A 24,849-nucleotide genomic window follows, 5' to 3' on the forward strand; every position below is an offset into this window, starting at 1 on the left:
GGGTGCGCAATCATGGATAAGACTCAATCTCGCCTGCGCCGCGCTCGCCAGACGCGTATCAAGATCGCTGAGCTGCAGGTCGCGCGTCTCGCCGTGCATCGCACGAACACGCACATCTACGCTCAAGTGTTCTCGCCCTGCGGCACCAAGGTGCTCGCCAGCGCATCGACGCTCGAGGCAGAAGTGCGCGCAGAACTGGCCGACAAGTCGGGCAAGGGCGGCAACGTCAATGCCGCGACGCTGATCGGCAAGCGTATTGCCGAAAAGGCAAAGGCTGCCGGCATCGAATCCGTCGCCTTCGACCGCTCGGGCTTCCGCTACCACGGCCGCGTCAAGGCGCTGGCTGAGGCAGCTCGCGAAGCTGGGCTCAAGTTCTAAGGAAGGAATTCGTCATGGCAAAGATGCAAGCGAAAGTTCAGGCTGACGAGCGCGACGACGGCCTTCGCGAAAAGATGATTTCGGTCAATCGCGTGACCAAGGTCGTGAAGGGTGGCCGTATTCTCGGCTTCGCCGCACTGACCGTGGTTGGCGACGGTGATGGCCGCATCGGTATGGGCAAGGGCAAGGCGAAGGAAGTGCCGGTCGCTGTCCAGAAGGCAATGGAACAAGCTCGCCGCAACATGTTCAAGGTGCCGCTCAAGAACGGCACGCTGCAGCACGAAGTGCACGGCAAGCACGGCGCATCCGCTGTCCTCCTCGCTCCGGCGAAGGCAGGTACGGGCGTGATCGCCGGCGGCCCGATGCGCGCAGTGTTCGACGTGATGGGCGTTCAGAACGTCGTGGCGAAGAGCCACGGTTCGACGAACCCGTACAACCTCGTTCGCGCCACGCTGGACGGCCTGCGCAAGCAGTCGACCCCGGCAGACATCGCGGCGAAGCGCGGCAAGTCCGTCGAAGATATTTTGGGCTAAGCCCGGGTGGTCACCATGTCTGAAAAAACTGTCAAGGTTCAGCTCGTGAAGAGCCTGATCGGGACCCGCGAATCGCACCGCGCGACCGTGCGTGGCCTGGGCCTGCGCCGACTCAACTCGGTTAGCGAGCTGCAGGACACGCCGGCGGTCCGCGGCATGATCAACAAGGTCTCGTACCTCGTTAAGGTCATCGCGTAAGCGGCCCTACGGATCAAGGAGTTGATATGGAATTGAATAACCTGAAGCCGGCAGCTGGCGCCAAGCACGCCAAGCGTCGCGTCGGTCGTGGCATCGGTTCGGGCCTCGGCAAGACGGCTGGCCGTGGTCACAAGGGTCAGAAATCGCGTTCGGGCGGCTTCCACAAAGTCGGTTTCGAAGGCGGTCAGATGCCGCTGCAACGTCGTCTGCCGAAGCGCGGCTTCACGTCGCTGACGAAGGAATTCGTCGGTGAAGTGCGTCTGGGCGACCTCGAGAAGCTGCCGGTCGACGAGATCGATCTGCTCGCACTGAAGCAAGCCGGCCTGGTCGGCGAGCTGACGAAGAGCGCAAAGATCATCGCGACGGGCGAACTGAAGCGCAAGATCGTCGTGAAGGGTCTCGGTGCCACCAAGGGTGCGCGCGCTGCGATCGAAGCGGCTGGCGGTTCGTTCGCCGAGTGACACGCGTAGCGCGTCGTCACTTGCATTCATCGGAGAAGGTACTTGGCTAACAGCCCGAGTCTTGCAAAACCCGGTCGAAGCACGGCGAAATTCGGCGATCTGCGCCGGCGAGCGATGTTCCTGCTCCTGGCGCTGATCGTCTATCGCATCGGCGCGCACATTCCCGTGCCGGGCATCGATCCGGATCAACTGGCCAAGCTGTTCCAGAGCCAGGCGGGCGGCATCCTGGGCATGTTCAACATGTTCTCGGGTGGCGCACTTTCCCGCTTCACGATCTTTGCGCTGGGGATCATGCCGTACATCTCGGCGTCGATCATCATGCAGTTGCTGGCGATCGTTTCGCCGCAGCTCGAGGCGCTGAAGAAGGAAGGGCAGGCAGGGCAACGGAAGATCACGCAGTACACGCGGTATTTCACCGTGGTGCTCGCGACCTTCCAGGCATTCGGTATCGCGGCCGCGCTGGAAAACCAGCCGGGCCTCGTCACCGATCCCGGCACGCTGTTCCGTCTGACGACGGTCGTGACGCTGGTGACCGGCACGATGTTCCTGATGTGGCTCGGCGAGCAGATTACCGAGCGTGGTCTGGGCAACGGTATCTCGATCATCATCTTCGGCGGGATCGCAGCAGGGTTCCCGAATGCCGTGGGTGGGTTGTTCGAGCTGGTGCGTACGGGTTCGATGAGCATCATTTCGGCGATCATCATCGTCGTTCTGATCGCCGCGGTGACTTACCTGGTCGTGTTCATCGAACGCGGTCAGCGCAAGATCCTCGTGAACTACGCGAAGCGCCAGGTCGGCAACAAGATCTACGGCGGGCAGTCGTCGCATCTGCCGCTGAAGCTGAACATGTCGGGCGTGATTCCGCCGATCTTTGCATCGTCGATCATTCTGTTCCCGGCAACGATTCTCGGCTGGTTCAGTACCGGTCAGCCGACGGGAAGCTGGATTTCCAATACGTTGCATAACGTTGCGGAAGCGCTGAAGCCGGGCCAGCCGGTCTATGTGCTGCTGTACACGCTGGCAATCGTGTTTTTCTGCTTCTTCTACACCGCACTGGTGTTCAACAGCAGGGAGACCGCGGACAACCTGAAGAAGAGCGGCGCGTTTGTTCCGGGCATCCGTCCGGGCGATCAGACCGCACGATATATCGACCGCATCCTCACGCGTCTGACGCTGGCCGGTGCGATCTACATCGTCTTCGTGTGTCTGCTGCCGGAATTCCTGGTGCTGCGCTGGAACGTGCCGTTTTATTTTGGTGGAACGTCGCTGCTGATCATTGTCGTCGTCACGATGGACTTTATGGCGCAGGTGCAGTCGTACGTTATGTCGCAACAGTATGAGTCACTGCTCAAGAAGGCAAACTTCAAGGGCGGCAACATCCCGATGCGTTGAAAGGACTATGGCCAAAGACGATGTAATCCAGATGCAGGGTGAGGTGATTGAAAACCTCCCGAATGCGACCTTCCGTGTGAAGCTGGAAAACGGCCATGTCGTGTTGGGGCATATTTCCGGAAAGATGCGGATGCACTACATCCGCATTCTGCCCGGCGACAAGGTGACGGTTGAGTTGACGCCTTACGATCTGTCTCGTGCGCGGATCGTGTTCCGGGCGAAGTGATTTGAAAAAAGGGTATTATCATGAAAGTGATGGCATCGGTTAAGCGCATTTGCCGCAATTGCAAGATCATCAAGCGCAAAGGCGTCGTTCGCGTGATCTGCAGCTCGGATCCGCGCCACAAGCAGCGCCAAGGCTGACCGCGCGTTTGTTTGCGCTTTTTGTTTGAGGAAAAACAATGGCTCGTATCGCAGGGGTTAACATCCCGAATCACCAGCACACCGAGATCGGCCTGACGGCTATCTTTGGTGTCGGCCGCACCCGTTCGCGCAGCATCTGCGTGGCAGCTGGCGTCGATTTTTCGAAGAAGGTCAAGGATCTGACCGACGCAGACCTGGAAAAGCTGCGTGAAGAAGTGGGCAAGTTTGTCGTCGAAGGCGATCTGCGCCGTGAAGTGACGATGAACATCAAGCGCCTGATGGACCTCGGTTGCTACCGTGGCGTCCGTCATCGCAAGGGCCTGCCGATGCGCGGTCAGCGTACGCGTACGAACGCACGTACCCGCAAGGGTCCGCGTCGTGCAGCGCAAGCGCTGAAGAAGTAAGCGGAACTGACAGTTACAGGAAAACGTAATGGCTAAGGCTTCGAACACCGCGGCGCAACGCGTTCGCAAGAAGGTTAAGAAGAACGTCGCTGAAGGCGTGGTTCACGTTCACGCGTCGTTCAACAACACGATCATCACGATCACCGATCGCCAAGGCAACGCTCTGGCATGGGCGACGTCGGGCGGTCAGGGCTTCAAGGGCTCGCGCAAATCGACGCCGTTCGCTGCTCAGGTCGCAGCCGAGTCGGCTGGCCGCGTCGCGATGGAATACGGCGTGAAGAATCTGGAAGTGCGGATCAAGGGCCCGGGCCCGGGTCGCGAGTCGGCAGTGCGCGCACTGCACGGCCTCGGCATCAAGATCACCGCGATTTCGGACGTCACCCCGATTCCGCACAACGGCTGCCGCCCGCCGAAGCGTCGTCGTATCTAAGGATGTGCTGGCACGTTCGTGCTAGCGCATTGCCTGTCGCCGCTCAGCGTCGACGGGCGTTGCTTTTTTGATTGACTAAGCCCACCGTTCGCCCCAAAGGGAGCGGACTAGCGCGGATTTCGATCCGCGTGACTGATTGATAAAGGAATGCAAAGTGGCACGTTATATCGGCCCCAAAGCCAAGCTGTCCCGCCGTGAAGGCACCGACCTGTTCCTGAAGAGCGCGCGCCGCTCGCTCGCCGACAAGTGCAAGCTCGACAGCAAGCCGGGTCAGCACGGCCGTACCTCGGGCGCACGTACGTCCGACTACGGTACGCAGCTGCGCGAAAAGCAGAAGGTCAAGCGTATCTACGGCGTGCTGGAACGTCAGTTCCGTCGCTACTTCGCTGAAGCCGATCGCCGCAAGGGCAACACGGGTGAAAACCTGCTGCAACTGCTCGAGTCGCGCCTCGACAACGTCGTGTATCGCATGGGCTTCGGCTCGACCCGCGCTGAAGCGCGTCAGCTGGTGAGCCACAAGTCGATCACCGTGAACGGCGTCGTCGCAAACGTCCCGTCGCAGCAAGTGAAGGCGGGTGACGTCGTCGCGATCCGCGAAAAGGCGAAGAAGCAGGCGCGTATCGTCGAAGCGCTGTCGCTGGCCGAGCAAGGCGGTATGCCGAGCTGGGTTGCAGTCGATGCGAAGAAGTTCGAAGGCACGTTCAAGCAAATGCCGGAACGCGCTGAAATCGCAGGCGACATCAACGAAAGCCTGATCGTCGAATTGTATTCGCGTTAATCCGATTGACGGCCGAGGTACCCCGATTGCGTTGCGCAAGGAGGGGCCTCGGCTGTTTATTTTCTGGTTGTTACCGGTCAGCCTTATCGGTGTAACGAGCCGAGGGTATTGAAAAGGAAAGCCCATGCAAACCAGTTTGCTGAAACCCAAGATCATCGCCGTGGAATCGCTGGGCGAGAACCACGCGAGGGTGGTCATGGAACCGTTCGAACGCGGTTATGGCCACACCTTGGGCAATGCGCTTCGCCGCGTGCTGCTGTCGTCGATGGTGGGCTACGCGCCGACCGAAGTCACGATCGCGGGCGTGGTGCACGAGTACTCGACGCTGGATGGCGTGCAGGAAGACGTCGTCAACCTGCTGCTGAACCTGAAGGGCGTGGTGTTCAAGCTGCATAACCGTGACGAAGTGACGGTTACGCTGCGCAAGGAAGGTGAAGGCGTCGTGACGGCCGGCGATATCGAGCTGGCTCACGATTGCGAAGTCATCAACCCGAATCACGTGATTGCGCACCTGTCGAAGGGCGGCAAGCTCGACGTTCAGATCAAGATCGAAAAGGGTCGCGGCTATGTGCCCGGCAACGTCCGTCGCTACGGCGAAGACACGGCCAAGATCATCGGCCGCATCGTCCTCGACGCATCGTTCTCGCCGGTTCGCCGCGTGAGCTATGCGGTTGAAAGCGCACGGGTCGAGCAGCGTACCGACCTCGACAAGCTCGTGATGAACATCGAGACGAGCGGCGTGATCACGCCGGAAGAAGCGATCCGCCAGTCGGCCCGCATCCTGGTCGACCAGCTGTCCGTGTTCGCGGCGCTGGAAGGTACGGAAACGGCAGCCGAGGCACCGTCGCGTGCACCGCAGATCGATCCGATCCTGCTGCGTCCGGTGGACGATCTCGAGCTGACGGTTCGTTCGGCGAACTGCCTGAAGGCCGAGAACATCTACTACATCGGCGATCTGATCCAGCGCACGGAAAACGAGCTGCTGAAGACGCCGAACCTCGGTCGCAAGTCGCTGAACGAGATCAAGGAAGTGCTCGCTTCGCGCGGTCTCACGCTGGGCATGAAGCTCGAGAACTGGCCGCCGGCTGGTCTCGACAAGTAAGCCCGGTCGTAGCCTAGCTATAGCTGTAGTTGGCAAAGATGCGGATTTTCCTTTAAAATCCGCATCTTGCTTTTTTTCGTTACCGGCCCGTGCGCCCGCCGAGGCGCGATAGAAGAGCTGGACCAAAACTTTGAATCAAGGAAACTGAAATGCGCCATCGTCATGGTCTGCGGAAACTGAACCGCACGAGCAGCCACCGTCTGGCTATGCTCCGTAACATGTCCAACTCGCTGATCGAGCACGAAGTCATCAAGACGACGCTGCCGAAGGCGAAGGAACTCCGTAAAGTCGTCGAGCCGCTGATCACGCTCGGCAAGAAGCCGTCGCTGGCAAACCGTCGCCTGGCGTTCAACCGCCTGCGCGATCGTGACTCGGTCGCGAAGCTGTTCGACGTGCTCGGTCCGCGTTTCGCGAACCGTCCGGGCGGCTACCTGCGCGTGCTGAAGTTCGGCTTCCGCGTCGGCGACAACGCACCGATGGCACTGGTCGAACTGCTCGACCGTCCGGAAGTCGACGAAACGGAAAACGTGCAAGAAGCCGAGTAAGCTTCCGGTACGCAGCAGGATCTGAAAGGGGCCGAGCGATTGCTTGGCCCTTTTTGTTTTTGAGATGCCGGCTGCGATCGATTGTCGCAGGCCGGTGCCGACAGCGTCGCGCGGGCTGCGCTACGATACGGGCAACCGGTGCGGTCCCTGAACGGGTAACCGGCGCCGGCAGACCAGCGAGGAGGCGGGATGATAGTGGTGCTGATGCTGACGACGGTCCCCGATGCGGCGACGGCTGCGACGCTCGCCGACGGCGCGCTCGACGCGCGGCTGGCCGCGTGCGTGTCGGAGATCGGCACGATCAAGTCGCGCTATCACTGGCAGGGCAAGGTCGAAACGGCCGACGAGATCCAGTTGCTGTTCAAGACGAGCCCGGTTCGGGCAATCGAACTGGAGCGATTTATTCTCGCGCATCATCCGTACGAGACGCCCGAAATCGTCTCGTGGCAGACGACGGCATCGCCCGCGTATGGCCAATGGATGATCAACGAAACTCAACGTCTATTTCATGTTTAACGGTATGGCGCCTTCGGTACGCGTGCGCGCGCTGCGGTTTCTTGCGGTCCTGTTGTCGTTCGTGCTCGTGCTGGGCGGGCTGTCCGCCGCGCGCGCGGCCGACGATTTCCTCGATCCGTCGGTTGCGTTCAAGTTCAGCGCGAGCGAATCGCCGGGACAGGTGGACGTCCGCTTCAAGATCGCCAACGGCTACTACATGTACCGCGAGCGGTTCGCGTTCGCGGTGAAAAGCGGCCAGGCCACGCTCGGCGAGCCGCAATTCCCGGCGGGCCACGTGAAGTTCGACCAGACGTTCCAGAAGGACGTCGAGACCTACCGCGACGAAGTCGTCGTTCACGTGCCGGTGAAGCAGGCGGCCGGGCCGTTCGAGCTCGCGGTGACGTCGCAAGGATGTGCGGACGAAGGGATCTGTTATCCGCCGGCCGAGCACGTGATGAAGGTTGATGGCGCCGCGCTTGGCGCCGCCTCGCCGCCCGGCGACAGGGCTGCCGCGGGCAACTGGCTCGACAAGGTCACGAGCGCCGATTTCGCGCAGTCCCTGCTCGAAGGCCACGGCTTCTTCACGATCGTCGCGCTCTATTTCGTCGCCGGTGTCGTGCTGAGCCTGCTGCCGTGTTCGTACCCGATGATTCCGATCGTGTCCGCGATCATCATCGGCCAGGGCACGCGCGCGACGCATGCACGCGGCTTCGCGTTGTCGCTGACCTACGTGGTCGGCATGGCGCTGGTCTACACGGTACTCGGCATCGCCGCCGCGCTGGTTGGCCAGAGCCTCGGCGCATGGCTGCAGAACCCGTGGGTGCTCGGCGCGTTCGGCGTGCTGCTGACCGCGTTCGCGGTGTCGCTGATTTCGGGCAAGGACATCGCATTGCCGGAGCGCTGGCAGAACGGCGCGGCCGAGGCATCGAGCGCGCGCCAGGGCGGCCACTTCGTCGCGGTCGCGGCGATGGGCGCGTTGTCGGCGCTGGTCGTCGGCGCGTGCATGACGGCGCCGCTGTTCGCGGTGCTCGCTTTCATCGCGCACACCGGCAATGCGTTGCTCGGCGGCGCGGCGCTGTTCGCGATGGGGCTGGGGCTCGGCGTGCCGCTGCTGGTCGTCGGCGTCGGGGCCGGGACGGTGCTGCCGCGTGCCGGCGCGTGGATGGACGGCGTGAAGGTGTTCTTCGGCATCGTGCTGCTCGCGGCCGCGCTGTGGATCGTGTGGCCGGTGCTGGCGGGCGGGCTGAAAATGGTGCTCGCGGCGTTGTGGCTGCTGATCGCCGCCGCGGCGCTCGGGTTGTTCACGCCGAATGCCGGCGCCGCGTCGATCTGGCGCCGCCTGGGCCGCGGCGTGGGCGCTGCGCTCGCGATTTGGGCCGCGACGCTGCTCGTCGGCCTGGCTGCGGGCTCGACCGATCCCGTCAAGCCGCTGGCCGTGCTGGCGGCGCGTACGGTGGCGTCCGGCGGCGCGGCGACGGCCGGCACGGCTGCGGCGCAGGACGGCCCCGCGTTCGCGTCGGTGCGTTCCAGCGGCGAACTCGACGCACTGCTGAAGACGTCGGGCCAGCCGGTGATGCTGGACTTCTACGCCGACTGGTGCGTGAGCTGCAAGGAGATGGAGCATCTGACGTTCACCGACGCGCGCGTGCAGGCGCGGCTCGCGCAGCTTCACCTCGTGCGCGCGGACGTCACCGCGAACAACCCGGACGATCAGGCGCTGCTCAAGCGCTTCAACCTGTTCGGGCCGCCGGGCATCATCTTCTTCGATCGCAACGGCCACGAGATCGGCCGCGTAGTCGGCTATCAGGCGGCCGACACGTTCCTGCGCAGCCTCGATCGGGCGGCCGTTCCGACGGTATGACGGCGGCCGGCTGCGGCGAACCGGCGAATGGAAGATCCGGGCCGGCTGACGGTCGAGATCGACGGTAAACAAAAAACGGCGGAACACCGAGGTGTCCCGCCGTTTTTGCTGGCGCCTGCCGGCGCGCGATCAGCGCTGCGCTTTCAGCAGGCGCGCGGCATCGAGCGCGAAGTACGTGAGCACGCCGTCGGCACCCGCGCGCTTGAACGCGAGCAGCGATTCGAGCACGACCTTGTCGTGGTCGAGCCAGCCGTTCATCGCGGCCGCCTTCAGCATCGCGTATTCGCCGCTCACCTGGTACACGTAGGTCGGGAAGCGGAACTCGTCCTTCACGCGGCGCACGATGTCGAGATACGGCATGCCGGGCTTGACCATCACCATGTCTGCCCCTTCGTCGATGTCGAGGCGCACTTCGCGCAGCGCTTCGTCGCTGTTCGCCGGATCCATCTGGTAGGTCATCTTGTTGCCCTTGCCCAGGTTGGACGCCGAACCGACCGCATCGCGGAACGGGCCGTAGAACGCCGATGCGAACTTCGCCGAATAGGCCATGATCCGCGTATGGATATGGCCGTCGCTTTCCAGCATCTCGCGGATCGCGCCGATGCGGCCGTCCATCATGTCCGACGGCGCGACGATGTCGACGCCGGCTTCCGCCTGCGCACGCGCCTGGTCGACCAGGATCTCGATCGTTTCGTCGTTGATCACGTAGCCGCTCTCGTCGAGCACGCCGTCCTGACCGTGGCTCGTGTACGGATCGAGCGCGACGTCGGTCAGCACGCCCAGTTCGGGGAAGTGCTTCTTCAGCTCTCGCACCGCGCGCGGGATCAGGCCTTCCGGATTGGCCGCCTCGCGGCCGTCGGGCGTCTTCAGCGACGGCTCGATGGCCGGGAACAGCGACAGCACGGGCACGCCCAGTTCGACGCATTGCTCGGCGACGTGCATCAGCAGATCGACGGACACGCGCTCGACGCCCGGCATCGACGGGATGGGCTGGCGTTGGTTGGCGCCTTCGACGACGAACACCGGGTAAATCAGGTCGTCGGTGGTCAGGCGGTTTTCGCGCATCAGGCGGCGGGAGAAGTCGTCGCGGCGCATCCGGCGCGGACGATGAAGCGGATGGAAGCTCATGGCGATTTGGCAGAAATCAGGGCAAGAAGGACCTTACGGAACCCTTAGGTCATTTTCGAGATCGTTGGTATATGATAGCGATCGAGCGGCACGCGTTGCGTGCAGCTCCCCGCTTCTCCTCCCTGAGCGGGTGCCTGTCGTTTTTCGATTAGGCTGTTTGACCCGCCGTTCAACGGCGGGTTTTTTTATGAGCCGGCCGAATCCGCAGACGCCGTCAGGTGCGCACGGCCGATCCCAGCCGCGCGTTGCCCGCTCATTGTGCTACAGGCTCGCTTTTTTCGTCGGCGACGGACGGCCGCAGCCAGCTCTCGATCAGTTCATGGGCCTCGTCGAGCCCCGTGCGCTTCAGCGCCGAGAACAGCTGGACCGTGAGCTTGCCCTTCACGCCCTGGTCGCGATACGCGTCGAGCCCCTTCTGCGTGTTGCGCAGCGCGTTGATGCTTTCCTGGCGCGTCAATTTGTCGCACTTGGTCAGCAGCGTGTGGATCGGCTTGCCGGTCGGCGCGAACCACTCGATCATGCGCCGATCGAGCTCGGTCAGCGGACGGCGCGAATCCATCATCAGGATCAGGCCGCAGAGCTGCGAGCGCGTCGCGAGATAGGACGACAGCAGCATTTCCCAGTGCGCCTTCGCGGCGCCGGGCACTTCCGCATAGCCGTAGCCGGGCAGGTCGACGAGGTTCGCGACGGGCTCGGCGGCCGGGCCGACGGAGAAGTAGTTGATATGCTGCGTGCGGCCGGGCGTCTTCGACGCGAAGGCCAGCCGCTTCTGGTTGCACAGCACGTTGATCGCCGTCGACTTGCCGGCATTCGAGCGGCCCGCGAACGCGATTTCCGGCTGGACCGTCGGCGGCAGGTCGCGCAGATGGTTGACGGTCGTGTAGAAGCGGGCTTGATGGAGCAGAAAGGCCATGGGAACCGGAAGGACGGGCGGCGCGAGCCGCTTGGTGGAGGCGGGGTAGCCCCGATAGGCGCGGGAGCTTTCAGCACGATATTGTACAATACGGCGGTTTTGCCGAAGGCCACCGGGCGCCTGCCTCGCGCTTTTATGTGGCTTCTGCGGTAGACTGAACGCCGTCGTTTTTTGCAGAACCTCAAATTCCCACAAGACGAAACAGGGTGTGCGAATGAATCGACTGTGCAAGTCTCTGATGGTGCTTCAGGTTGCAGCAGGGTTCGTAGGTTTCGTAGCGGAGGCAAACGCGGCAGATGCGGCCAAGCCGGATCTCGACCGCGGCAAGGCGATTGCCGGGCAGGTCTGCGCGTCGTGTCACGGCGCCGACGGCAACAGCGCGTCGGGCAGTTTCCCGAAGCTCGCCGGCCAGCATCCCGAATATCTGGTCAAGCAGTTGAACGACTTCAAGACGCAGCCGGGCGCGAAGGGGCCGGTGCGTAACAACGCGGTGATGGTCGGATTCGCGAGCGCGTTGAGCGCGGACGACATGCGCAACGTCGCCGCGTACTACGGGTCGCAGACGACGAAGCTCGGTACCGCACGCAATGCGGCGACGGTACCGGTCGGCCAGAAGATCTATCGCGGCGGCATCGCGGAAAAGGGCGTTCCCGCCTGCGCGAGCTGCCACGGGCCGACGGGGCAGGGAATCCCGGTCCAGTACCCGCGTCTGTCAGGGCAATGGGCCGATTACACGGTCGCGCAGTTGACCGCGTTCCAGCAGGGTGCCGGCGCGCGCAACAACAACGAGGCGATGCATCAGATCGCGTCGCGGCTGTCGGATACCGAAATCAAGGCCGTCGCGGATTACATCGCGGGCCTGCGTTGAGCGGTCAGCCGCGAATGGAATGACCGGGCGCCCGAAGGGCGGCCGGAGTCAGAACAAGAAAAGGGTGGGGCGCCGCGCCGTCGCGGTTGCCTCGCCCTTCTTTTTTGTCGGCACTCGCCGGGCCGAGCCGCGATGGCGCGGCTTGCAGGCGATGGGGAGCTGCGCTCCCCGGGCGAACATAGTGAGCGTGGGGGCTGTTTCCCCTTAGTCGGAGTTTGAATGAGCGTTACCACGTCGGGGTTGCAGTCGAAGTCGGGTCAGGGTGCGTCGAAACGTGCGGTCGAGCTGCTCAGCTCGATGCGCTTCGCGATCGCGCTGCTGGTGGTGCTGTCGATCGCGAGCATCATCGGCACGGTCCTGACCCAGGACGATCCGTATCCGAACTACGTGAACCAGTTCGGGCCGTTCTGGGCGGACATCTTCCGCTCGCTCGGCCTGTACAACGTGTACAGCGCATGGTGGTTCATGCTGATCCTGATCTTCCTCGTCGTGTCGATCTCGCTGTGCGTGATCCGCAATGCGCCGAAGATGCTCGCCGATGCGAAGAGCTGGAAGGACAAGGTTCGCGAAGGCAGCCTGCGCGCATTCCACCACAAGGCCGAATACACGGCGTCCGGCACGCGCGCGAGCGTCGCGGCGACGCTCGCCACGTTCGTCACGAAGGCCGGGTACAAGCACGTCGTGCGTGAAACCGACGGCGCGACGCTGATCTCCGCGAAGCGCGGCGCGATGACCAAGTGGGGCTACATCTCCGCACACCTCGCGATCGTCGTGATCTGTATCGGCGGCCTGCTCGACAGCAACCTGCCGATCAAATTCCAGATGCTGATGTTCGGCAAGAGCCCGGTCAACACGAGCGCGACGATCAGCGAGATCTCGCCCGACCATCGCCTGTCCGCGTCGAACCCGACGTTCCGCGGCTATGCGTGGGTGCCGGAAGGCCAGTTCGTGTCGACCGCGATCCTGAACCAGCCGAGCGGCTCGCTGATCCAGGATCTGCCGTTCTCGATCCAGCTCGACAAGTTCATCGTCGATTACTACACGACGGGCATGCCGAAGCTGTTCGCGAGCGACATCGTCGTGATCGATCGCGAGACCGGCCGGAAGATCCCGGCGCGCGTGGAGGTCAACAAGCCGTTCACCTACAAGGGCGTGTCGATCTACCAGTCGAGCTTCCAGGACGGCGGCTCGCAGATGCAGATGACGGCCTATCCGATGACGGGCAGCCACGCGGCGACCGTCCCGGTGAAGGGTACGATCGGCAGCTCGGCGCCGCTGCAGGTCCCGGGCGCGGACGGCGACACGATCGAATTCTCCGATTTCCGCGCGATCAACGTCGAGAACATGGCCGACGCGAAAGGCAAGCCGGACGTGCGCGGCGTCGCGACCACCAGCTCGCTGAAGGAAGTGTTCGACGAGCGGCTCGGCTCGGGCGCGAAGACGTCGAAGCCGACGCAGCTCCACAACATCGGGCCGTCGGTGCAATACAAGATCCGCGGCAAGGACGGTCAGGCGCGCGAATTCAACAACTACATGCTGCCCGTCGACATGAACGGCGAGCGCGTGTTCCTCGCCGGCGTGCGCGCGAGCCCGAACGATCCGTTCCGCTACATGCGGATCCCGGCAGACAGCCAGGATTCGATCGGCGAATGGATGCGCCTGCGCGCCGCGCTCGAGGATCCGGCCGTGCGCACCGAGGCCGCCGCGCGCTTCGCGCAGCGCTCGCTGCCGGGCGACGCGTCGCTGCGCGGCCGCCTGCAGGACAGTGCGTCGAAGGTGCTGACCCTTTTCGCAGCGAGCGACGACAGCGTCGGACGCGGCGCGGACGGCCAGCCGATTGGCGGCTTCCAGGCGGTGGCGACGTTCATCGACCGCTCGGTGCCGAAGGGCGAGCAGGAGAAGGCCGCGAGCCTGCTGTTGCGGATGCTCGAGGGCTCGATGTGGGAGGTGTGGCAGATCGCGCGCGAGCGTGCCGGCGAGCCGGCCGCGCAGCAGGGCACCGACACGATCCGCTTCGTGCAGAACGCGATCAATGCGCTATCCGACAGCTTCTTGTATGGATCGCCGGTCTATTTGCAGCTTGACTCCTTCAAGCAGGTGCAAGCTTCGGTATTTCAGCTGACGCGCGCGCCCGGCAAGAATCTGGTGTATCTTGGCAGCCTGCTGCTGGTCGCCGGCATCTTCTCGATGTTCTATGTGCGCGAGCGGCGGCTCTGGTTCTGGCTGAAGGACGCCGGTTCTGGCGTCGAGGTGGTGATGGCAATGTCCACGGCCCGCAAGACCTTCGATTTCGAGAAAGAATTCGTGCAGACGCGCGATGCGGCCGGCGCCGCCTTGCACGCCGCGCCTCGCGACGCCGCACCGGCCGGTGCGGCTTCGACGGCCCGCCCGCCTGCCGGCGGCGGTTCCGATTCCGAGAATTCCACCCGGTAACATCATGGATCTCACGCAAGTTTCCTCTTCCCGTACGGCGCCGGCATCGTCGCCGCTGTTCGACGACCGTCCGTTCCTCGCGCGCCTGTCGCTGTTCGACTGGCTGTTCGCCCTGGCGTTGGTGGCGGGCGCGGGCTATGCGCTCGTGCACTACAACGCGCACATGGATTACTACGACAAGGCGGTGCTGATCGGCACCGTGCCGGCGCTCGTCACGCTCGGCTGGCGCTGGAAGCCCGCGCGGCTGATGATGGCGTCGATCGCCGTGCTGTCGCTGCTGTCGATCCAGATCTACCAGGGCGATCTCGCGCGCGCCGATTCGGCGTTCTTCCTCAAATACTTCCTGTCGAGCCAGTCGGCGATTCTGTGGATGAGCGCGCTGTTCGTGCTCGCGACGATCTTCTACTGGATCGGCCTGCTCGCGCGCGCCGAAACGGGCGCCGCGATCGGCCAGAAGCTCACGTGGGTCGCCGTGCTGATGGGCTTCACGGGGCTGATGGTGCGCTGGTACGAGTCCTACCTGATCGGTGCGGACGTCGGGCATATCCCTGTGTCGAACCTCTATGAAGTGTTCGTCCTGTTCAGCCTGATCACCGCGCTGCTTTATCTGTATTACGAAGGCCACTACGGCACGCGTTCGCTCGGCGCATTCGTGCTGCTGGTCATCAGCGCGGCGGTGGGCTTCCTGATGTGGTACTCGGTCGCGCGCGATGCGCAGCAGATCCAGCCGCTCGTGCCGGCACTGCAGAGCTGGTGGATGAAGATCCACGTGCCGGCGAACTTCATCGGCTACGGCAGTTTCGCGCTGTCGGCGATGGTGTCGGTCGCATATCTGATGAAGGAGCGCGGGATCCTCGCGGATCGCCTGCCGACGCTCGAAGTGCTCGACGACGTGATGTACAAGTCGATCGCGGTCGGTTTCGCGTTCTTCACGATCGCGACGATCCTCGGCGCGCTGTGGGCGGCCGAAGCGTGGGGCGGCTACTGGAGCTGGGACCCGAAGGAAACCTGGGCGCTGATCGTATGGCTGAACTACGCGGCGTGGCTGCACATGCGGTTGATGAAGGGCCTGCGCGGCGCGGTGGCCGCGTGGTGGGCGCTCACCGGCCTGCTGGTCACGACGTTCGCGTTCCTCGGCGTCAACATGTTCCTGTCCGGGCTGCACAGCTACGGCAAACTGTAAGGTTTCCGCCGCTCGTCCGACTATCGAACCGCCGGTGCACTGCGTGCCCGGCGGTTTTCTTTTGTAACGCGGCGGGCGAACCGGGCGTCGAACGGCGCGTGACGGGCCCGGTCGAACGTTGATGAAGCATGCGCGCCGCGCATGCGGGAGGAACTGCACGATGTGGATCAAACGCCCTTTGCGTGACGTACTGACCGGCGCGGATATCGCGCCGAGCGAGATCACCCCGCGCGCTGTGTTCGAGAACCGGCGGCGCGTCTTGCAGGCGGCCGGCCTCGCGGCCGCGGGCGGCCTGTTCGGCACCAGCGGCGCGGCGCTCGCCGCGTATGCGTCGCCCGACGCGCGGGCGGCGAAGCTCGCGGCAAAAACGAACCCGAAGTTCGTCGCCATCGACAAGGTGACGCCGTTCAAGGACATCACGTCCTACAACAACTTCTACGAATTCGGCACTGACAAGAGCGACCCGGCGCAGAACGCCGGCACGCTGCGGCCGCGCCCGTGGCGGGTGAGCGTCGAAGGCGAGGTACAGCACCCGAAGGTGTTCGATCTCGACGAGTTGCTGAAGCTCGCGCCGCTCGAGGAGCGCGTGTACCGGCTGCGCTGCGTCGAGGGCTGGTCGATGGTGATCCCGTGGATCGGCGTGCCGCTGTCCGAGCTGATCAAGCGTGTCCAGCCGACCGGCAACGCGAAATACGTGCAGTTCGTCACGCTGGCCGATCCGTCGCAGATGCCCGGCCTGTCGACGCCCGTGCTCGACTGGCCGTATTCGGAAGGGCTGCGCATGGACGAGGCGATGAATCCGCTGACGCTGTTGACGATGGGCGTCTACGGGCAGGTGCTGCCGAACCAGAACGGCGCGCCGGTGCGGATCGTCGTGCCGTGGAAGTACGGCTTCAAGAGCGCGAAGTCGCTCGTGAAGATCCGCTTCGTCGACAAGCAGCCGAAGACGAGCTGGAACACGTACGCCGCGAACGAGTACGGCTTTTATTCGAACGTGAACCCGAACGTCGATCATCCGCGCTGGAGCCAGGCGACCGAGCGGCGCATCGGCGAGGACGGCTTCTTCACGCCGAAGCGCAAGACGCTGATGTTCAACGGCTACGGCGATCTGGTCGCATCGATGTATCAGGGCATGGACCTGAAGAAGAATTTCTGAGCGTGACGGTGAGAAACGACATGCGTCCTTCGACGCTCACTTCCGAGCGCGCCGCGGGTGGCCGGTCGGCCGCACGCACCGCGCGCACCGGTGCTAGCCGTCCCGCCGCGCCGCGCTGGCTCGCACCGGCCAAGGTGCTGGCGTTCGCGGCCGGCCTCTATCCGCTCGCGCGCCTCGTGCTGTTCGGGCTGACCGACCGGCTGGGCGCGAACCCGATCGAGTTCATCACGCGCTCGACGGGCTTGTGGACGCTCGTCCTGCTGTGCGTCACGCTTGCCGTCACGCCGCTCAGGCGCATCACGGGCTTCGCGCCGCTGCTGCGCTTTCGCCGGATGATCGGGCTGTTCGCGTTCTTTTACGCGACGCTGCACTTCACGACCTACCTGTGGTTCGACAAGTGGTTCGACGTCGTGGCGATCCTGAAGGACGTCGGCAAGCGCCCGTTCATCACGGTCGGCTTCGCGGCGTTCGTGCTGCTGATTCCGCTCGCCGCGACGTCGCCGCGTGCGATGGTGCGCCGGCTGGGGCGCCACTGGGCGACGCTGCACAGCGCGATTTACGCGATCGCGCTGTTCGGCGTGCTGCACTTCTGGTGGATGCGGGCCGGCAAGCACAATCTCGCGCAGCCGAAGCTCTACGCGGCCATCGTCGCCGTGCTGCTCGGCTGGCGGCTGGTGGCGTGGGGATGGCGGCGCGTGCGCGCGTGACGCGGCGGCCCGGAAAAACAAAAGGCGATGACCGGGAAGTCATCGCCTCGTTGCGAGCGCCGCGCGGGCGGCATCGCGTCGTTACTTCGTGGCGGCCGGGCCCGATGCCGGGGCGGGCATGGTCGATGCGCTGCTCGACAGCTCGGGCGACAGCGTGAGCGGCGAGCCGGACGTGTCGGGCGTCTCCTCGGACGACGCGTTTTCGTCGGTCGGTTTCACGTCCGACGGCGGCGTGTTCTGTTGCTGGATCGGCTTGGGCATCGGGGGCACGGTGGGCAGATAGAGCGCGCCGCTTTGACCGCAGCCGGCAAGAATCGCCAAAGCCGCTACAATCGCGCTCATCCGGAAAACGACTCGCATGATCGTCCCTGAACAATTTAACCGATAGAGTTTAGCATGTCCGATACTGAATACCTGGCCCGTGCCGAGGCCGTGCTGGCGGCCGTCGAGCGTACCGTGGACGTCGCGAACGACGGCGATCACGACATCGACCTGGAGCGCAACGGCAGCGTGCTCACGCTGACGTTCGAGAACGGCTCGAAGATCATCGTCAATCTGCAGCCGCCGATGAAGGAGGTGTGGATCGCCGCGAAGGCCGGCGGATTCCACTACCGTTTCATCGACGGCGAATGGCGCGATACGCGCACGGGCACCGAGTTCTTCTCGGCGCTCACCGAATACGCGACCCAGCAGGCCGGCCTGCCGATCACGTTCGGCGCGTGACGGCCGGGGCACCGGCCCCCGAACGTCGTGCCCAAAGAAAAAGCGCCCCGCGGGGCGCTTTTTTCATGGTCGGGCCGCGGGTCAGTGGCCCTGGAACAGGTTCATGATGTCCTGCTTTTCCTGCTCGTCGACGTGCGGCACGGCCTCGTCGACGTTCTGCGCGGCCGGCGCCTGCGGCACGCCGACCGTCGACACGAAGCCGTGCCCCGGCGTGAACTCGGTGAAGTACAGCTCGCCGCCGAGCGATTCGACGCCGTCCGGCACCGTCGGCTTGAACTCCGGCACGCCCTTCAGCGCCGCACCCATGTAGTCGATCCAGACCGGCAGCGACAGGCCGCCGCCCGTTTCGCGATCGCCGAGGCTGCGCGGATTGTCGTAGCCGATCCACGCGATCGCGGCGAGCGTGTGCTGGTAGCCGGCGAACCAGGCGTCGTGCGAGTCGTTCGTCGTGCCGGTCTTGCCCGCGAGGTCCGTGCGCTTCAGCACATTGGTCCGCGCGCCCGTGCCGCGCTGCGCGACGCTCTGCAGCAGGCTGTTCATCACGTAGGCGTTGCGCACGTCGATCGCGCGCGGCGCGTTCTGCTCGGCGACGAGCGGCTGCGCGCGCGCGACGATCGCGCCGTTCGGATCGGTGACTTCGGCGATCAGGTACGGATTGACGCGGTAGCCGCCGTTCGCGAAGACCGAGTACGCGCCGGCCATCTGCAGCGGCGTGACCTGGCCGGCGCCGAGTGCCATCGGCAGGTAGGCCGGATGGCGCTCGGCGTCGAAACCGAAGCGCGTGATGTATTGCTGCGCGTATTTCGTGCCGATGTGGTTCAGGATCCGGATCGACACGAGGTTGCGCGAGCGCTGCAGCGCGGTGCGCATCGACATCGGGCCCTCGAAGCCGCCGCCGTAGTTCTTCGGCTCCCACGGCTGGCCGCCCGTTTCCGCGGCGCTGAAATACAGCGGGCCGTCGTTGATCACGGTGGCCGGCCCGAGGCCCTTGTCGAGCGACGCCGAGTAGATGAACGGCTTGAACGACGAGCCCGGCTGCCGCCACGCCTGCGTGACGTGGTTGAACTTGTTCTTGTTGTAGTCGAAGCCGCCGACGAGCGAGCGGATCGCGCCGTCCTGCGGGACGATCGACAGGAACGCGCCTTCGACCTGCGGCAACTGCGTGATCGACCATTTGCCGGCGTCGTTCTTCACGACGCGGACGATCGCGCCCGGGCGGATGCGGCGGTTCGGCTGCGCGTTGGCGGACAGCGCGCCCGACGCGAAGCGCAGGTTGTCGCCCTCGATCGTCGCGGTGCTGCCGTCGATGAACGCCACCGTGATCTGGCGCGGGCTCGCGGCCGTCACGACCGCGGCGATCAGCTCGCCGTTGTCGGGATGCTCGAGCAGCGCGTCGTCGATCGCCTGTTCACGGTCGTCGGCGCCGGCCGGCAGCTCGATGAAGCCTTCCGGCCCGCGGTAGCCGTGGCGGCGCTCGTAATCCATGATGCCCTTGCGCAGCGCGGTGTACGCAACCTGCTGGTCCGCGGAATCGATCGTCGTGACGACGTTGAAGCCGCGCGTGTAGGTTTCCTCGCGATACTGCGCGTACATCATCTGTCTGACCATTTCGGCGACGTATTCCGCGTGCACGCTGAAATCGCGCCCCGGACCCTTGACGACGAGCGGCTGCGCGGAAGCTTCGTCGTACTGTTCGCGCGTGATGAAGTTCAGCTCGAGCATCCGCTGCAGGATGTATTCCTGGCGCACCTTCGCGCGCTTCGGGTTGACGACCGGGTTGTACGCGGACGGCGCCTTCGGCAGCCCCGCGAGCATCGCGGCTTCCGCGAGCGTGATGTCCTTCAGGTCCTTGCCGAAATAGACGCGCGCGGCGCTCGCGAAGCCGTACGCGCGCTGGCCGAGATAGATCTGATTCATGTAGACCTCGAGAATCTGATCCTTCGTCAGCGCGCGCTCGATCCGGTACGCGAGCAGCATCTCGTAGATCTTGCGCGTGTAGGTCTTCTCGCTCGACAGGAAGAAGTTGCGCGCGACCTGCATCGTGATCGTGCTCGCGCCCTGCGACGCGTGGCCGTTCGTCAGCGCGACGAAGCCGGCGCGGATGATGCCGGTGAGGTCCACGCCGCCGTGATCGTAGAAGCGCGCGTCCTCGATCGCGAGGATCGCCTTCTTCAGCGAGTCGGGCACGTCCTTGAAATGGACGACGTCGCGACGTTCCTCACCGAACTCGCCGATCAGCACGTGATCGGACGTGTAGATGCGCAGCGGCACCTTCGGCCGATAGTCGGTCAACGCATCGAGCGACGGCATGTTCGGCCAGGCCACGACGAGCGCGTAGCCGAGCACGAGGCCGCCGGCCACGACGAGGGCCACGCACATCGCGGCGAAGCCGAGCAGGACTTTTTGCCACCAGGGCCGCTTCTTCGGCTCCGGGGCGGGAGGCGGGGACGTAGGAGTCGTGGATTGCATAGGCATACCGGAAAACAGTCCCGCGATTATAGCCGCCCGGTAAGACCGCTCCGGACGCGGGGGCCGCCCGTCGCGAAGCCGCGGGTCGGCGTGCCGTCAGCATAGTCCGTGCACGGCCGCCGTGAGCCAATGCTGGCCGTTTGGCCGACTGTCGGCCGCGCGCGTCGCTTTGCAGAATCAGGTCTCGGAAGCGCGGCGTGGGCCGCGACGATCTCGGGAGGCTGGGATGGCAGGACGATGGGTGGCGCGGTTTGCGCAGGGCAGGCACCGGTCGACGGGAATCGACGTCGGTGCGCACGAAGTGAGGGTGGCCGTGCTGAGCCGGCGCGGCAGGGAAGCGGAGGTGCGCGTCGAGGGGCTCGAGCGGGAACCGGTCGGACTGGCGGGCGGGCCGGAGGACGCGCGTTGGGCGGCGGTCGCGCGGTCGCTGGCGGCGGCCGTGGCGCGGCTGGCGGCGTCCGGCGTGCAGTGCGACGCGCGCGGCGTGATGGCGCTGCACGATGACGAGATGCGCACCGCGACGCTCGATCTGGCCGGGCGCGGCGACATCCCGGATGCCGCGCGGCAGGCCGCCGAGCGCATCTCGGGGCTCGCGCCGGACAGCCTCGCGTTCGACTGGCGGCACTACGGCGGCGCGCGGTCCGGCGAGATCGCGGTGGCGGTGGCGCCGCTGGCGCTGCTCGAGCGGCGAATCGACGTGGCCGCGCAGGCCGGTATCGACCTGACGGTGATCGACGGCGAGTCGGCCGCCGTGCTGCGCGCGCTGCGCTATGCCGCACAGTTCGAACTCGATGCGCAGGGCGCCTATGCCGTGCTCTGGTTCTGCGACGCGGGCGTGCGCGGCTGGCGGATCGAGGGCCCGTCGGCGATTCCGGTGCTCACCCTGTCCGGCACGTTGCCGGAGGCACTTCCCGATGCGCTGCGTCGGCGCGTGCTGGGGGCCGTGGGTTGCGTACTCGTCGCCGGGGACGCGCGATGTATCGCCCGCTTCGATACGTCGATCGCCGAGATCGGCGATGTGCTCGGCACGGCGGTGGTCCCGTTCGACTGCACGGGCTGGGACGGCCAGCCGTGCGCGTGCGCCGCCATGCCGGGCGGCCCGGCGTTTGCCGTCGCGTTCGGGCTGGCCTTGCGTGGGGTGCGGGAATGACGGCCGGTCACTTGGCGGCAAACGGGGACGCCGCGGCTGCGGCCCAGCAGGCCGTACAGGCGGTACTCGGCGACTTCAACCTGCTGCCGTACCGCGAGCGGCTGGCGCACGCGTTGCGGCGTCGGCGGGCCATGCAGTGCGGTGTCGCGATCCTGCTCGGCGTGCTCGGCGCCGGCCTGTGGACAGGCGCTGCCGTGTTGTCGCGGTGGCGGGTGGACGCCGAGCGGGCCGGCGTGGAGGCACGGCTGCGGCAGGTGCAGCCGCAGGTGGCCGTTGCGACGCGCGCGGCCGACGCAGCCGCCGCCGTCGCGCGGCGCGAAGCGCAGGCGACTGCGCTGGCCGCACCTTACCGGCGCGTGGCAGGGTTGCTGGCGACCCTGAAGCGGGTGCGCGCCGATCATATCCGGCTCGACGCGTTGCGCATGACGACGACCGGCGCCGTGCTCGAGGCGCGCGCCTCGAGTTACCGGGCGGCTGCGCGGTGGCTCGCCGCGATGGCGCGCGAGCAGCGCGACTGGCGGATCGATATAGATACGTTGAAGCCCGCGTCGGAGGCGCCGGCTTCGACGGCCGGGATGCCGTTCCGGTTCTCCGTGCAGTTGCGCTGGCACGATGCGACGTCGTCGCGGACGGTGTCGGGAGGTGGCGCATGACGGCGCTCGCGCATCGGCCGGCGCTGTGCGCGGGTGCCGGGACGGGCCGCATGCCGCGCGTGTCGGCGGCCGCCGCGCATGCCGCGGGTTGCGTGCTGGCGTTCGCGGTCGTGCTGGCGAGCGGCATTCATCTGGCGAATGCGGCCGACTGGAGCGGGCTGGCACATAGTCGCGCGTTGCTCGCCGCCGCGCAGGCGCGCGCTGCCGACGCGCAGCGCGTGCTGGCTTCCGCCGGACAACGACGCGACGGCCATCTTGCGTCAATGCGTGACGATCGCTCGCCACCTAAGCCGGAATGGGCCGCGCTGATGCTGGCGCTGGCCGATCTCGCCGCGTCGAGCGGGTTGCGCGGCGTATCGATCGAACCGCAGCGCGCCGATGGCGCGGCACCGGACGGCCGACGCACCGTGCACATCGTCGCGGACGGCGGCTTTCACGCATTGCTGCATATGGTTGGCGGGCTGGCGCGCTTCCCGGTGCTGGCGGTACCGTCGGCGCTGCGTATCGAGCGCGGCATGTCGGCGGCGCGGGTGGACATGTCGGTCGACGTGTTTCCGGCGCTGCCGGCGACAACGGCCGCAGCGGCCAACGTGCCGGTTCGCGCCGCTGCGCCCGCCGCCGATCCGTTCGACGAGGCGGGCCCGGCCGAAGCGCCGGGGGGCGCAGCCCGCCTTGCCGGCACGATTCGCAACGCGCGTACCGGTCTCGCGTTGTTCGACGACGGCGACGGCGTGTTCACGGTCGTCGCACCTGGCGAGGTGCTGGGGGCCGCGCGCGTGGTGCGGGTCGAGCGCGCGGCCGTGACGCTTGCGACGGCGGACGGATCGCAGCGGCTTGTTCTTGACGACGGAGGCCGGCCATGACGACGCACGGCTGTTGGGTACTCGCCATCTGGGCCGGCGTGACGGCGGCCGGCGCAAGCGCGTCGTTGCCGCCGCTGCCGGCGGTCTGGCCGGCCGGAGCCATGGATGTGTCCGTGCCGGGCCCGCCGCAGCCACCGCGTGTGGCCGACAGCGTGGGCAGCGCGGTAGCGGAGGACGCCGGCCCGCCGCCGTTCGATCAGGCGGCGCGCACGGCGCTGCAGACGGAAACCGCCGCACCGCTCCCCGCGCTGGAGGGGCCGCCGATCCCGCTGGCGCCGCCGGCCCGGATGAGCGACGCCGCGGCACGGCAACCCGGCGATGCGGACGACGCGCGGCGGATCTCGCTGAATCTGCAGGGCGTCGGGCTCGCGGCTGCATTCGACGCGATCGCGCGGTTCACGGGGCTCAATATCGTCGTCGGCGAACAGGTGCGCGGCACGGTCACGTTACGTCTGAACAATGTCGGCTGGCGTGACGCGTTCGACACGCTGCTCGATACGCACGGGCTCGCGATGTCCCGGCGCGGCAACGTGATCTCGGTCACACCGGCCGCCGAGCTGGCAGCACGCGAACGCGAGCGCTTCGACATGCATGCGCGGGCCGCCGATCTGGAGCCGCTCGCGAGCCGTACGTTCTCGCTGCACTATCCGCGCGCGCAGGACGTGCAGCGGCTGCTGGCCGGTGCGACGGGCCAGCGCCTGCTGTCGAAGCGCGGTGCCGCGGCGGCCGATCCGCGCACGAACCTGCTGTTCGTGACCGATCTCGCGCCGCGCATCGTGCAGATCGCGGAACTGATCGACGCGATCGACCGGCCGTCGCGGCAGGTCCGGATCGAGGCCCGCATCGTCGAAGGCGAGCAGGGTTTCTCGCGCAACCTCGGCGCGCGCGTCGCGCTGCGTGCGCAGGGGCGGCCGTCATCGGGCGAGGGTGCGTCCTTCACGGCGGATGCGCGTAACGCGCTGGATCTCGCCGCGCGCCCGCTCGGCGGCTTCGACGCGGCGACCGCCGGCTTCACGCTGTTCGCCGCGCCGCTCAGCCGCGTACTCGACATCGAGTTGAGCGCGCTGGAGGCACAGGGCCGGGGCCAGATCGTTTCGCGTCCGCGGGTGGTAACGGCCGACCGCGTGAAGGCCATCGTCGAGCAGGGCTCCGAGCTGCCGTACCAGGCGAAGGTGGGCAACGGCATGAGCGGCGTGCAATTCCGCCGCGCGACGCTGAAGCTGGAGGTCGAGCCGCAGATCACGCCGGACGGGCGCGTGGTGCTCGATCTCGACGTGACGAAGGACAGCGTCGGCGAGCCGACCGCGGCGGGCCCCGCGATCCATACGAAGCACGTGCAGACGCGTGTCGAGGTCGAGAATGGCGGGACGGTCGCGATCGGCGGCATCTATGAACAACTGAACCGGAACGATGTGACGCGGGTGCCGCTCTTGGGCAAAATACCGTTTCTGGGCGCGCTTTTCCGGCACCGCGTGCAGCGCGACCAGCGCAACGAGCTCGTCGTCTTCATCACGCCGACCGTCGTCGATGCGCGTTGCGGCGCACCCGGCGCGGGCGACGCGGATGCCGAGAAAACGGGGCCGGAAGCCGCCGGCGCAGGCTCGACAAGGCAGCCGCTTTGCCAGTAAGCTGCGCCACACACCAGCAAGATTGAAGCAGAGGA

At 65.8% G+C, this 24,849-nt stretch carries 28 protein-coding genes; 24 read left to right on the plus strand and 4 right to left on the minus strand.

Going from position 1 to position 24,849, the window contains the following annotated elements:
• Positions 1–12: 12 nt before the first annotated feature.
• The 14 genes from rplR (at position 13) to dsbD (ending at position 8,940) form a co-directional block, all read left to right on the plus strand.
• Complete coding sequence (rplR, locus tag CFB49_RS01440; RefSeq protein ID WP_006477183.1) at positions 13–378, plus strand: 50S ribosomal protein L18; 366 nt, start codon at positions 13–15, stop codon at positions 376–378.
• A gap of 14 nt (positions 379–392) precedes the next feature.
• On the plus strand, positions 393–911 hold the full coding sequence (gene rpsE, locus CFB49_RS01445) for a 30S ribosomal protein S5 (protein WP_006752931.1): 519 nt from the start codon (positions 393–395) through the stop codon (positions 909–911).
• Between the two features lie 15 nt (positions 912–926).
• A complete protein-coding gene (rpmD, locus tag CFB49_RS01450) occupies positions 927–1,109 on the plus strand; it encodes a 50S ribosomal protein L30 (protein ID WP_006400644.1) in 183 nt (60 codons plus the stop codon).
• Between the two features lie 26 nt (positions 1,110–1,135).
• Positions 1,136–1,570: a 50S ribosomal protein L15 gene (gene rplO, locus CFB49_RS01455; RefSeq protein WP_006482880.1), complete on the plus strand. Its 435-nt coding sequence runs from the start codon at positions 1,136–1,138 to the stop codon at positions 1,568–1,570.
• 42 nt (positions 1,571–1,612) lie between these two features.
• Positions 1,613–2,962 carry a preprotein translocase subunit SecY gene (gene secY / locus CFB49_RS01460; RefSeq protein WP_050013167.1) on the plus strand — a complete coding sequence of 450 codons (1,350 nt, stop codon included), beginning with the start codon at positions 1,613–1,615 and terminating at the stop codon, positions 2,960–2,962.
• A gap of 7 nt (positions 2,963–2,969) precedes the next feature.
• Positions 2,970–3,188, plus strand: a complete 219-nt coding sequence (gene infA, locus CFB49_RS01465; protein WP_004521905.1) for a translation initiation factor IF-1 — start codon at positions 2,970–2,972, stop codon at positions 3,186–3,188.
• 20 nt (positions 3,189–3,208) lie between these two features.
• Complete coding sequence (gene rpmJ / locus CFB49_RS01470; RefSeq protein ID WP_004199844.1) at positions 3,209–3,325, plus strand: 50S ribosomal protein L36; 117 nt, start codon at positions 3,209–3,211, stop codon at positions 3,323–3,325.
• A gap of 38 nt (positions 3,326–3,363) precedes the next feature.
• Positions 3,364–3,729 carry a 30S ribosomal protein S13 gene (rpsM, locus tag CFB49_RS01475; RefSeq protein ID WP_006477178.1) on the plus strand — a complete coding sequence of 122 codons (366 nt, stop codon included), beginning with the start codon at positions 3,364–3,366 and terminating at the stop codon, positions 3,727–3,729.
• A gap of 28 nt (positions 3,730–3,757) precedes the next feature.
• Positions 3,758–4,159: a 30S ribosomal protein S11 gene (gene rpsK / locus CFB49_RS01480; RefSeq protein WP_004197937.1), complete on the plus strand. Its 402-nt coding sequence runs from the start codon at positions 3,758–3,760 to the stop codon at positions 4,157–4,159.
• A 154-nt stretch (positions 4,160–4,313) separates the two neighbouring features.
• Positions 4,314–4,937 carry a 30S ribosomal protein S4 gene (gene rpsD, locus CFB49_RS01485; RefSeq protein WP_006477177.1) on the plus strand — a complete coding sequence of 208 codons (624 nt, stop codon included), beginning with the start codon at positions 4,314–4,316 and terminating at the stop codon, positions 4,935–4,937.
• Between the two features lie 124 nt (positions 4,938–5,061).
• The gene (locus tag CFB49_RS01490; protein WP_006477176.1) at positions 5,062–6,039 is read left to right on the plus strand and encodes a DNA-directed RNA polymerase subunit alpha; all 978 of its coding nucleotides are present in this window, start codon (positions 5,062–5,064) and stop codon (positions 6,037–6,039) included.
• Between the two features lie 149 nt (positions 6,040–6,188).
• The gene (rplQ, locus tag CFB49_RS01495; protein WP_006477175.1) at positions 6,189–6,584 is read left to right on the plus strand and encodes a 50S ribosomal protein L17; all 396 of its coding nucleotides are present in this window, start codon (positions 6,189–6,191) and stop codon (positions 6,582–6,584) included.
• A gap of 189 nt (positions 6,585–6,773) precedes the next feature.
• Positions 6,774–7,100, plus strand: a complete 327-nt coding sequence (gene cutA / locus CFB49_RS01500; RefSeq protein ID WP_089490586.1) for a divalent-cation tolerance protein CutA — start codon at positions 6,774–6,776, stop codon at positions 7,098–7,100.
• Positions 7,093–8,940 carry a protein-disulfide reductase DsbD gene (dsbD, locus tag CFB49_RS01505; protein WP_089490587.1) on the plus strand — a complete coding sequence of 616 codons (1,848 nt, stop codon included), beginning with the start codon at positions 7,093–7,095 and terminating at the stop codon, positions 8,938–8,940. Before cutA ends, dsbD begins: the two co-directional genes overlap by 8 nt.
• Before the next feature lie 129 nt (positions 8,941–9,069).
• Here dsbD and hemB read toward each other — a convergent pair whose 3' ends face one another.
• Both hemB and yihA read right to left on the minus strand, forming a co-directional pair.
• Complete coding sequence (gene hemB, locus CFB49_RS01510; protein WP_089490588.1) at positions 9,070–10,068, minus strand: porphobilinogen synthase; 999 nt, start codon at positions 10,066–10,068, stop codon at positions 9,070–9,072.
• A gap of 253 nt (positions 10,069–10,321) precedes the next feature.
• Positions 10,322–10,981, minus strand: coding sequence for a ribosome biogenesis GTP-binding protein YihA/YsxC (gene yihA, locus CFB49_RS01515; protein ID WP_069619402.1), 660 nt, complete (start codon positions 10,979–10,981; stop codon positions 10,322–10,324).
• Positions 10,982–11,195: 214 nt separating this feature from the next.
• Between yihA and CFB49_RS01520 the strand changes: the two genes are divergently transcribed.
• From CFB49_RS01520 to msrQ, 5 genes are all read left to right on the plus strand, one after another.
• Complete coding sequence (locus CFB49_RS01520; protein ID WP_012492295.1) at positions 11,196–11,849, plus strand: c-type cytochrome; 654 nt, start codon at positions 11,196–11,198, stop codon at positions 11,847–11,849.
• A 219-nt stretch (positions 11,850–12,068) separates the two neighbouring features.
• On the plus strand, positions 12,069–14,282 hold the full coding sequence (locus tag CFB49_RS01530; RefSeq protein ID WP_089490589.1) for a cytochrome c biogenesis protein ResB: 2,214 nt from the start codon (positions 12,069–12,071) through the stop codon (positions 14,280–14,282).
• 4 nt (positions 14,283–14,286) lie between these two features.
• The gene (ccsB, locus tag CFB49_RS01535) at positions 14,287–15,465 is read left to right on the plus strand and encodes a c-type cytochrome biogenesis protein CcsB (RefSeq protein ID WP_089434439.1); all 1,179 of its coding nucleotides are present in this window, start codon (positions 14,287–14,289) and stop codon (positions 15,463–15,465) included.
• A 160-nt stretch (positions 15,466–15,625) separates the two neighbouring features.
• The gene (msrP, locus tag CFB49_RS01540; protein WP_089434440.1) at positions 15,626–16,621 is read left to right on the plus strand and encodes a protein-methionine-sulfoxide reductase catalytic subunit MsrP; all 996 of its coding nucleotides are present in this window, start codon (positions 15,626–15,628) and stop codon (positions 16,619–16,621) included.
• Positions 16,622–16,641: 20 nt separating this feature from the next.
• Complete coding sequence (msrQ, locus tag CFB49_RS01545) at positions 16,642–17,328, plus strand: protein-methionine-sulfoxide reductase heme-binding subunit MsrQ (RefSeq protein WP_089490590.1); 687 nt, start codon at positions 16,642–16,644, stop codon at positions 17,326–17,328.
• A gap of 81 nt (positions 17,329–17,409) precedes the next feature.
• On the opposite strand, the gene lptM is transcribed toward msrQ, so the two are convergent.
• Positions 17,410–17,688, minus strand: a complete 279-nt coding sequence (gene lptM / locus CFB49_RS01550; RefSeq protein WP_089490591.1) for an LPS translocon maturation chaperone LptM — start codon at positions 17,686–17,688, stop codon at positions 17,410–17,412.
• Positions 17,689–17,724: 36 nt separating this feature from the next.
• On the opposite strand from lptM, the gene cyaY reads away from it, so the two are divergent.
• Entirely contained in the window at positions 17,725–18,051 is a 327-nt protein-coding gene (gene cyaY, locus CFB49_RS01555) for an iron donor protein CyaY (protein WP_006477165.1), read from the plus strand.
• Positions 18,052–18,132: 81 nt separating this feature from the next.
• Here the strand turns inward: cyaY and CFB49_RS01560 are convergent, their stop codons facing one another.
• A complete protein-coding gene (locus tag CFB49_RS01560) occupies positions 18,133–20,520 on the minus strand; it encodes a penicillin-binding protein 1A (RefSeq protein WP_089490592.1) in 2,388 nt (795 codons plus the stop codon).
• A gap of 226 nt (positions 20,521–20,746) precedes the next feature.
• Here CFB49_RS01560 and CFB49_RS01565 point away from each other — a divergent pair, with 226 nt between their 5' ends.
• The 4 genes from CFB49_RS01565 to pilQ are packed head-to-tail and all read left to right on the plus strand — an operon-like array spanning position 20,747 to position 24,814.
• Positions 20,747–21,670: a competence protein ComA gene (locus CFB49_RS01565; protein WP_089490593.1), complete on the plus strand. Its 924-nt coding sequence runs from the start codon at positions 20,747–20,749 to the stop codon at positions 21,668–21,670.
• A complete protein-coding gene (locus CFB49_RS01570) occupies positions 21,667–22,323 on the plus strand; it encodes a fimbrial protein (protein ID WP_089490594.1) in 657 nt (218 codons plus the stop codon). Before CFB49_RS01565 ends, CFB49_RS01570 begins: the two co-directional genes overlap by 4 nt.
• Positions 22,320–23,186 (plus strand): pilus assembly protein, encoded by an 867-nt coding sequence (locus CFB49_RS01575; RefSeq protein ID WP_089490595.1) that lies wholly within the window; start codon positions 22,320–22,322, stop codon positions 23,184–23,186. The genes CFB49_RS01570 and CFB49_RS01575 overlap by 4 nt, the downstream gene beginning before the upstream one ends.
• Complete coding sequence (gene pilQ, locus CFB49_RS01580; protein WP_089490596.1) at positions 23,183–24,814, plus strand: type IV pilus secretin PilQ; 1,632 nt, start codon at positions 23,183–23,185, stop codon at positions 24,812–24,814. The genes CFB49_RS01575 and pilQ overlap by 4 nt, the downstream gene beginning before the upstream one ends.
• The last annotated feature ends 35 nt before the right edge of the window (positions 24,815–24,849 follow it).

Source organism: Burkholderia sp. AU17457 (assembly GCF_002223255.1).
GTDB lineage: Bacteria > Pseudomonadota > Gammaproteobacteria > Burkholderiales > Burkholderiaceae > Burkholderia > Burkholderia sola.